This is a genomic window from Nitrososphaera sp. AFS (assembly GCF_009898475.1).
Classification (GTDB): Archaea; Thermoproteota; Nitrososphaeria; order Nitrososphaerales; family Nitrososphaeraceae; genus Nitrosopolaris.
The window spans coordinates 1-8142 of record NZ_QURE01000097.1; the positions used below are offsets into that span (position 1 = coordinate 1).

The following is an 8142-nucleotide window of genomic DNA, read 5'->3' on the forward strand; positions in this document are numbered from 1 at the left end:
TGAAGGTTAAAAATGATGGAATGATTCTGCTCGTGCTGCTAAGGAATTTCATAGAAGCTGAACATGGGCGTCAGACTGGTTGAAAAGATATCAGGAAGAAGGCGTAATTATATTGAAAGATAGATCCAAGAGTGGCAGGCCTACAGAAGTTCTCTAACCGTCATATCCTGTTAAATACCTATACATGTTAAACTCAAAGTTCTTGGTTCTGAAGTACTGTCCTACCTTAATTCTGAAATCTCTAAATGACTTGTAATATGCTAGGACTAACAGATCTTTTTTGGATATATTCCAGCGCTCTATGTCAGGGAGTATAGATAACAAATTTGACGTCGTTCTCCAATATATATTGCTCTTGAAATGGTCATAGCAAAGATCTGTGTGTCGTTAACGCACCTCGTTAACGGTTAACAGCCTTGTTAACATAGTGTTACAGATTTGTTACAAATTTTTAACAAAAAACGCCTCCCGTGTTAACCGCCAAATTCCTCTCGAATTAGACCGTCATTTATGGTATATTGTGTTTTAGTACCTCTACACCCCGTCCCGAACTTATTTGACGGGCCGAAAACGAGAGAAAAATCAATAATTATGGTATTCTCCCGTTTTCTGTTAACAAATGTTTACAAAAATAAATTTAGAAATTCCACTTCTACACAATAATTGATCAAAAGCCATTTAATCTGACATTAGCACAACTTCGGGCTCCGTTCCTACCCAGCAGCCCGATTGTTCAGGCCCCAATCCAGGGACAAACCTAGGTTCGACAACCTCTAGCAGAGGCTTCTAGTGGCTGAGGCGTTCATTTGGCCCAAACATTCTGACTTTTGTCTCAAAAACGATCCATCAATGAAAGAAATTAACCTAGGTGGCGATACCATGCATACTAGAGGCAATATTGTGAAAAGCCATAAACATGATCTTATCGGCCGACAGATCACATCTAAATACTCCTCGGCCGACTCAAGTTGATTGCAATAATCAGAATCTCACTTGCAAACTATCATGTTGACCATCAAAATGAGTATTAGTCCCTTACCTGTGGACTGGCCTCTCTCCTAGTCGAAGCCTTGAGAATGTCAAGTATGTTAGAAAAATCAGTCTAGAAGATCTTTTCCTGTACAAACTCTATGAAAATTAATGAAAATTAGTTAGACAACATATGCTATTTGGTATAGGATCGGTTGCAAAAGATGAGAGAAAGGATTTTTTATGAAGGGGTCTCCCCGAGCTCTTGGTTTCATTTGAACTTCTATTATTCTATTCCAATGTTCAGGCCTCGAATCCTTTCTTTTTTTTGAAAGACTTGCTATAATCTCTGAACTGTTTCCAAAAATAACATACCACAATGCCAAATCCGATCAAGATTAAAGATGCGCAAATCAAGAACAAAGCAAAAACAAATATCCCTTGGAGCCTGAAATTAATACTATATGTACTTTGCCATAGTGTGATCAAGAAGCCGACTATGATGAGACTTATACCTGCCCAAAGGGATTTGGCCCGATTCTGATACAACAAATGCTAACCTGGATGTTTGTGTATTAATTCCTAACATTTTATTATTACAGCCAAGCAGCCGCATTGTTTTGAACAATTACCGACCCACATGTGTCTATTTGATCTAACTGTTGGTGGAATCAAATGACACTTTAACCTAACGGCTCGTGCTCCTTTCGCAGATGATCTCGGTTATAATCTGTGAAGAAGCTTTTGAGCTTAAAATAAGACGAGTATCAGACGCCGGATGACGTTCAGGGATTCTACCTAAGCTCCAACGACCAAAGGTGACCCATTTTCAGAATTAGAATTAGAATTCAAAACAGAAACAAGGCTACAAATACAACATGACCTAATTTGAGACTATTTGACAAACCAGGGCTCTTGGGATTACTAATTTTGATTGCAGTCCTTTACGTTCGATACCAGACCAGGGATTATCTTGATTAATTGCGATTATATATTTTATTTAGCTGGTTAGTCAACCGCCATCTACTAGATTTAATAACTCTCGCTCAAACAAGGTACCAAATGGAAAGACGAGTAACTAAACGAAGTTTGCACGAGCAAATCAGATCGCGTGATTCGATATTAGTAATGCCAGGCGTTTATGATGCTCTTAGTGCTAGAGTTGCAGAGCATATAGGATTTGATGCGATTTTCCAAACAGGATATGGTTCTGCAGCCGCTTTGCTTGGTATGCCTGACTTTGGGTTCTTGAATGCTGGAGAGACGGTAGACAATGCACGAAGAATAATCAGAGCCGTTAATCTTCCAGTTATAGTTGATGCTGACACTGGTTATGGGAGTCCTCTTAGTGTTTGGCGGTTGGTAAGGGATTTGGAGGATTTGGGTGCTGCAGGAATATTTTTAGAAGACCAAGTCTGGCCCAAAAGATGTGGACATATGCAAGGCAAGAGTGTAATCCCCACTAACGATTACTTGTTAAAGTTGAAAGCTGCTACAGAGGCACGTAAGACTAGGGATTTTATCATCGTGGCCAGAACAGACGCAAGGGCAAGCGAAGGACTTGATGAAGCAATTGATAGAGGCAAAACCTATTTCAACGCTGGTGCAGATGCAGTCTTTATTGAGGCCCCGACCTCAGTTGAGGAATTATCTAAGGTTGCAGACGAGGTTGACGCTCCTTTAGTAGCTAATATGATTGAAGAGGGAGTAACACCAACGTTAAATGCAATGCAGTTGTTTGATATGGGATACAGAATTGCCCTGTTTCCACTTTCTGCCTTGTTTGCAGCTACATTTGCCATAAAGAATGTTCTCTCAGAGTTAAAGCAGACAGGTTCGACACAAAATGGGCGAAAACAAATGGTGACCTTCGGTGAATTTAACAATTTGGTTGATTTGCAGCGTTACATGGAATTGGAAAAAAGATATGCATGATTTAGCCATTCAGGAAATACTTGCTAATTCTGACAATTTGAGTATCAAAGTGTAGATTCATAAAGTGGCGGGCTATGCAGTAGAATGACCCCTGACTTCTATGAGGTAAATTGAAGATTGAAGGACAGAAGTTTCATAACATTTAAGTTATTTATAACATGATGATATTAGAAATTTGCTTAAAAATGCCGACCTTTCTGTCATAATTCCTACTTACAATGAACATGAGAATATCTTGGGTCTGGTCGAAGGAATAAAAGGAAAGTTGCCAAACGGCCTTTCTACAGAGATAGTTATTGTTGATGACAATTCTCCAGACGGCACAGGGCGGCTTATCTCCAGGTACGTGGAGGATCAGCTAGCGTTCAATTGCCCAGTTCCCAATACGTCCAAAGTTACCGGAGATTATGCGATCAATGATTCAAGGTCTACGGTAAAGCTGGTCAGAAGGGAGAGCAAGCACGGCCTTATCTCTGCTATACTGCAAGGAATAGAGTCTTCCTCAGGCAGATACATTCTAGTTATGGACGCGGATTTTTCTCATCCGCCAGAAACCGTTCCTCTTCTAGTGGGTGAACTGCTGCGCGATCCAGACTGCATAGTGATTGCCTCAAGATATATGACGGGCGGCTCAATAAGAGGTTGGCCTTACAGGAGGAAATTACTTAGCAGACTAGCAGCGAAGATTGCCATCCATGGCTTAAAGTTATGTAATGTAAGGGATCCTATCTCCGGATTTTTCGCTTTTCCAAGGCACATTATTGAGAATATCAGGTTCAATACATATGGCTACAAACTGCTTCTCGAAATTTTAGTGAAATCCAAAGGAGTCAGAATCAAGGAAGTACCGTACACGTTCACCGATCGAAAAGCAGGAAAAAGCAAGTTGGATAATCGTGTAGTTTCTGATTATCTTAATTCTGTCTGGTACCTTTATAGATATGGTCGACAATCAAAAAAAGAATCGAAGCAAACAACAGAAAAACGGAAATCAGTGTTGTTTCTATCAAAGGCAGGTAGATTTTATACAGTTGGAGCCACAGGCCTTCTGTTGAATTTTATAGTATCAACTCTTTTAGCAAGAGGTGCAATTTCCAACCTCTGGTATATAGAGGCTTCAACTGTAGGAATAATACTATCGATCACATCGAATTTTTTTCTGAACAAGATCTGGACCTTCGAAGACCGAAAATTCTCGAGTGGCACCTTAGCTCAATATGTCTCTTTTGTCGGGCTCAGTACTGTTGGGGCAATGATTCAGTTATTACTACTATACATATTCGTTCAATCCGGTTTTGGATACGTATTCTCGCTACTAGCTGCAGTTGCAGTTGCTTCCATAAGCAATTTCCTCCTAAACAAGAAATGGACTTTCCATGAAAAAATCTGGGGTTAAGGCCCTAGATGGGAGGTACAATATATTATATGTAAAAGATATGCAGTTACACAGGTACGATAGGTCGCAGCCAGCATGTTAATAGCTTTTTCTAAAACTCCGCGCACTTTTAAAATGCAGGCTAACGGCTATGAATCAGAAAAGATTTTCAATTCCATTCAGATCTAGTTTATTAACAATTAACCTGACTCGTTTAAGGAGTATCGCAGACGATGGATTCATCGAAGTAAAAACTATCAAAATGTTTAATGGGATGAAGAGCCTTCAAGTTATGGATTATCTAAGATCAATATAAATTTAGTAATCGGTGATAGAAATCTATCCCTGAGTAAGAGAAAACGCTTAAGTATGTCAATTTTCTCCTTGTCATGATGTCTTATATTCCTCGTGAATATTGGCTCAAGCACGGTAGGACCTACAAGGATGACTTTCGGTATAACAAGCTTTTCGAATTGCAAGAAAGAGTTCTCATTGATTATATGAAACAAAACTCGACATCATTCTCGTCTGTACTGGAAATTGGATGTGGTTTTGGACGTATAACAAAGCTACTGCTGACTAACTTTGCAGGCATTTCAGAGTATCACGCCATAGATATTTCGCCAGAGCAAATCCAAAATGCCAGACAATTAATCGAAAAGGAGGTATTTAAGAATGGACTAAACCTGGATTTCGCGGTAGGAGACATTACGTCCTTGCAGGTACAAAAGAAATATGATTTAGTGATAGCTGCTGAGGTTCTTATGCACATTCTTCCAGAAGAGATTAGGGATGTAATGCATAAACTGGTAAAGTCATCCAACAAACATGTGCTCAACATTGATTGGTATGAAGAACAGAGGTCAAAAAAAGCCGCATCGCACAATTTCATTCACCCTTATGAAATAATTTATAGGGAATTCTCAGAGGTGAAGCATATTTCCAGAGTCCCAATATCGAAGAAGGGTTCGTGGTTAAGGTCCATTGACACAAAACAATCCCTGTTTCATGCGATAGTGAACAACTAGGCATACGACATTGGACTAAGAGTGCTCAAGACCGTGGTGACTCTTCAATTTGACTTTGGGATACTTCAACCAAGTTATTAATCGGAAATCCCAATTAGTAAGTGATGCTTCGTTCAATCTCAGATAAGAAAAACGCTGATCAGTCTTACGGGGATCATTTCTATTACCCCTTCCATACTATCTCAAATTTGCGCAGTCATTAATAAATGACTGGACTATTGACAGCACTGATAAGCCTTAATTATCTTTTTTTCGTTCTTTTCCCAGACAAGGTTTTGTTGAGCGAATCCAAGCAACTTGATGCGTTTAGAATAAAGCTCTTCTGGATTCTTTTGAAAAAACTCCAATTCCGAAATGAGAGACGAATAATCTTCAAAAGTGGCGCAATTTCCCTTCAACGTTTCAGCAACCGCTTTAAACGAATCAGTACACATGACAAATAGTCCAGCATGAGCATATTCATATGTCTTGTTGGGGTTTACGAAAGCGTGAGACCAGTGCCGCTTCCACGGCAGCAGTCCGATCGAATGCTTACTCATTTCAGAATACATGTGATTTCTATTGAGGTAGCCTGTGTATTTGACATTCTTAGATGAGGGGCCACTCCAACCGATAACAGTGAGACAACCTATGTTGTGATCATTTTCGAATAAATCAGTGAGGCCGTCTATGTTCCTGTTTGGATACTTTTCTTTGTTCCATCCGTCTCCGCCTGCATAGGTACATGAGATGATTGGATGCAGAGTCGGCTTTGTTAATCCGCCGACTTCTGAGCGAAGAGGGAAGTTCGGAATGACAAAAATCTCTTCACTTTTACTAATTTTCCTCAATTCCTCAGCGATTGGATCGGAGACTGTAATAGTTGGGCGAAGAGAGACAATTTCTTTCTCCCATTTACTCCAAAGGTGTACTAAGTGATTGTTTATGATGGATCGTTTAAAACTCTGAACTTTCTTTAGCAAGGGCAGATTTTTTTCTGAATCTAAAGGGGGTGAATTGCTCACAATTTCATTAAGCAGCCTCGCATGGCTCGACCAGTACTCGTGATCGTCATAGACAAAAGGAATATTGAATTCGGAAATCATCTTTGCAGAAAAAATGTTATGAGCATGCACAATATCAGGCCTTGCATCTTTAATAATAGAGGCAACCTGCTTCTTGACATATCCCCAATAGACAGGTATCCCGTATCGAGCTTTTGCGGTCCAAATTATCCCGTAGAGTTTTGAAAATACTGTGTTAGCATAATTTCCAGGTAATTTACCGGCGAACATGACCTCATGCCCATATTTAACGGCGGTTAGTGCAGCCTTCTCAACTCTCCAGTCAGGCAATGACTCATGCGATAAGTGTAAAATTCTCAAGCGTCTAAACTGTTCTTTGTGGCAGGAATAATTATAATTATCCGTCGAAAATCATGTGCTTACGACATCGCTCGGGTATTGTTGCTATCATCGACTTTGAGAAATAACCACAAAAAAGGAGTAGTACTTCATAAAATGGTTTTACTGTTTGACCAGCCTTTGGGACCCTGTTTTCAAATGCTAGCCGTTATCGTACACTATTTCTCAGAATATTTATAGAAATGTATAGTAGCATCATATCAGGTAATTTCACCTTGCATGAAACTCGCATCTGTAGTAGGAGCTAGGCCAAATTTTGTCAAATTAGGAGCAGTGGACTCTACAATTAGATCCTTTTCTGAACATATCATTATCCACACAGGCCAACATTATGATTATAGACTATCAGAAATTTTCTTCAAAGAACTTGATATACCTAAACCAGATTTCAACTTGGAAGTTGGATCGGGACCACCAGGTGTTCAAATCGGAAACATACTCAAGAAGCTTCAACCCATATTTAGTAAAGATAACAAATTTGACGCTGTTCTCGTTTATGGAGACACTAATTCGACTTTTGCCGGTGCACTTTGTGCTGCAAAGTCAGGATTCATGGTTGCTCACATTGAAGCTGGGCTTAGGAGCTTTGACAGGAGAATGCCTGAGGAAACGAATAGGATATTAGCTGATCATCTAAGCGATTATTTATTTTGCCCTACAATGGCAGCGTTGAACAATTTAAGAAGAGAACATGTGAGCGGTAGAATAGTCCGTACCGGGGACTTGTCAGTAGATATAGTTAGAAATGTAGCGAAAAAACTGGTACCCAGCTCCACAATTCTCGATTCTTTAGAATTAAACGATCTAAAAGGTCAATATGTTCTTATGACTGTTCATAGGGCGGAAAACACCAGTTCCCTAGAAAGCATGGAGTCGATTATTCATGCTTGTGAGATTCTTTCAAATAGGGAAGGCTTAAAGATAGTGTTTCCTATACATCCGAGAACTTCAAATTTTCTAAAGCGCGTTAAATTATTTGCTAGACTTCGTCAATGCAAAAACGTTAAAATCGTAAAACCTGTAGGCTATATCGATTTTATCGCTTTGTTGCTTCAATCCAAGAAGGTAGTAACTGATTCCGGAGGCCTTCAGAAAGAGGCATATTTGTTAGGCATTCCCTGTGTGACACTGAGAGAAAACACTGAATGGGTCGAGACAATACAAGCAGGCGCCAATATACTCACAGGTACTCGTACTAGCCTGATCGTTAAGGCAGTTTCGGAATGGATGCCAAGACGGCCGACCTTTAACAGAAAAGCTATCTTCGGGAAAGGAGACACAGCCGATATGATCAAGTCTATTTTGACTAAGGAACTGTCTCGATAGGGGTAATCGCTAGCTAGTGTTACTAGTCCCATTAATTGCTTGAGACAATAGGTTCTCGGTCTAGTTTCTAATTAATCATTGTTCCAGTCATATCGCAGGCAGTAAA

6 protein-coding genes are annotated in these 8142 nt (G+C 39.8%); 4 read left to right on the forward strand and 2 right to left on the reverse strand.

Annotated elements, in window-relative coordinates; translation table 11 throughout:
* Positions 1-153: 153 nt before the first annotated feature.
* Positions 154-324 (reverse strand): hypothetical protein, encoded by a 171-nt coding sequence (locus DYY65_RS12550; RefSeq protein ID WP_236561771.1) that lies wholly within the window; start codon positions 322-324, stop codon positions 154-156.
* Between the two features lie 1707 nt (positions 325-2031).
* Here DYY65_RS12550 and DYY65_RS09435 point away from each other — a divergent pair.
* The 3 genes from DYY65_RS09435 to DYY65_RS09450 all read left to right on the forward strand — a co-directional run bounded on the left by DYY65_RS09435 (position 2032) and on the right by DYY65_RS09450 (position 5307).
* The gene (locus DYY65_RS09435) at positions 2032-2904 is read left to right on the forward strand and encodes an isocitrate lyase/PEP mutase family protein (protein ID WP_162477712.1); all 873 of its coding nucleotides are present in this window, start codon (positions 2032-2034) and stop codon (positions 2902-2904) included.
* A gap of 175 nt (positions 2905-3079) precedes the next feature.
* Positions 3080-4300 carry a glycosyltransferase gene (locus DYY65_RS09440; RefSeq protein WP_162477713.1) on the forward strand — a complete coding sequence of 407 codons (1221 nt, stop codon included), beginning with the start codon at positions 3080-3082 and terminating at the stop codon, positions 4298-4300.
* A gap of 368 nt (positions 4301-4668) precedes the next feature.
* Positions 4669-5307: a class I SAM-dependent methyltransferase gene (locus DYY65_RS09450; RefSeq protein WP_162477715.1), complete on the forward strand. Its 639-nt coding sequence runs from the start codon at positions 4669-4671 to the stop codon at positions 5305-5307.
* Between the two features lie 215 nt (positions 5308-5522).
* On the opposite strand, the gene DYY65_RS09455 is transcribed toward DYY65_RS09450, so the two are convergent.
* Positions 5523-6671: a glycosyltransferase gene (locus DYY65_RS09455; protein WP_162477716.1), complete on the reverse strand. Its 1149-nt coding sequence runs from the start codon at positions 6669-6671 to the stop codon at positions 5523-5525.
* Between the two features lie 258 nt (positions 6672-6929).
* Between DYY65_RS09455 and wecB the strand changes: the two genes are divergently transcribed.
* Positions 6930-8036, forward strand: a complete 1107-nt coding sequence (gene wecB / locus DYY65_RS09460) for a non-hydrolyzing UDP-N-acetylglucosamine 2-epimerase (protein WP_162477717.1) — start codon at positions 6930-6932, stop codon at positions 8034-8036.
* Positions 8037-8142: the final 106 nt, after the last annotated feature.

What these genes read in the sequence shown, in the direction of transcription:
- DYY65_RS09435 (WP_162477712.1), top strand. Translation starts at nt 2,032, where the DNA reads ATGGAAAGACGAGTAACTAAACGAAGTTTGCACGAGCAAATCAGATCG.
- DYY65_RS09450 (WP_162477715.1), top strand. Translation starts at nt 4,669, where the DNA reads ATGATGTCTTATATTCCTCGTGAATATTGGCTCAAGCACGGTAGGACC.
- wecB (WP_162477717.1), top strand. Translation starts at nt 6,930, where the DNA reads ATGAAACTCGCATCTGTAGTAGGAGCTAGGCCAAATTTTGTCAAATTA.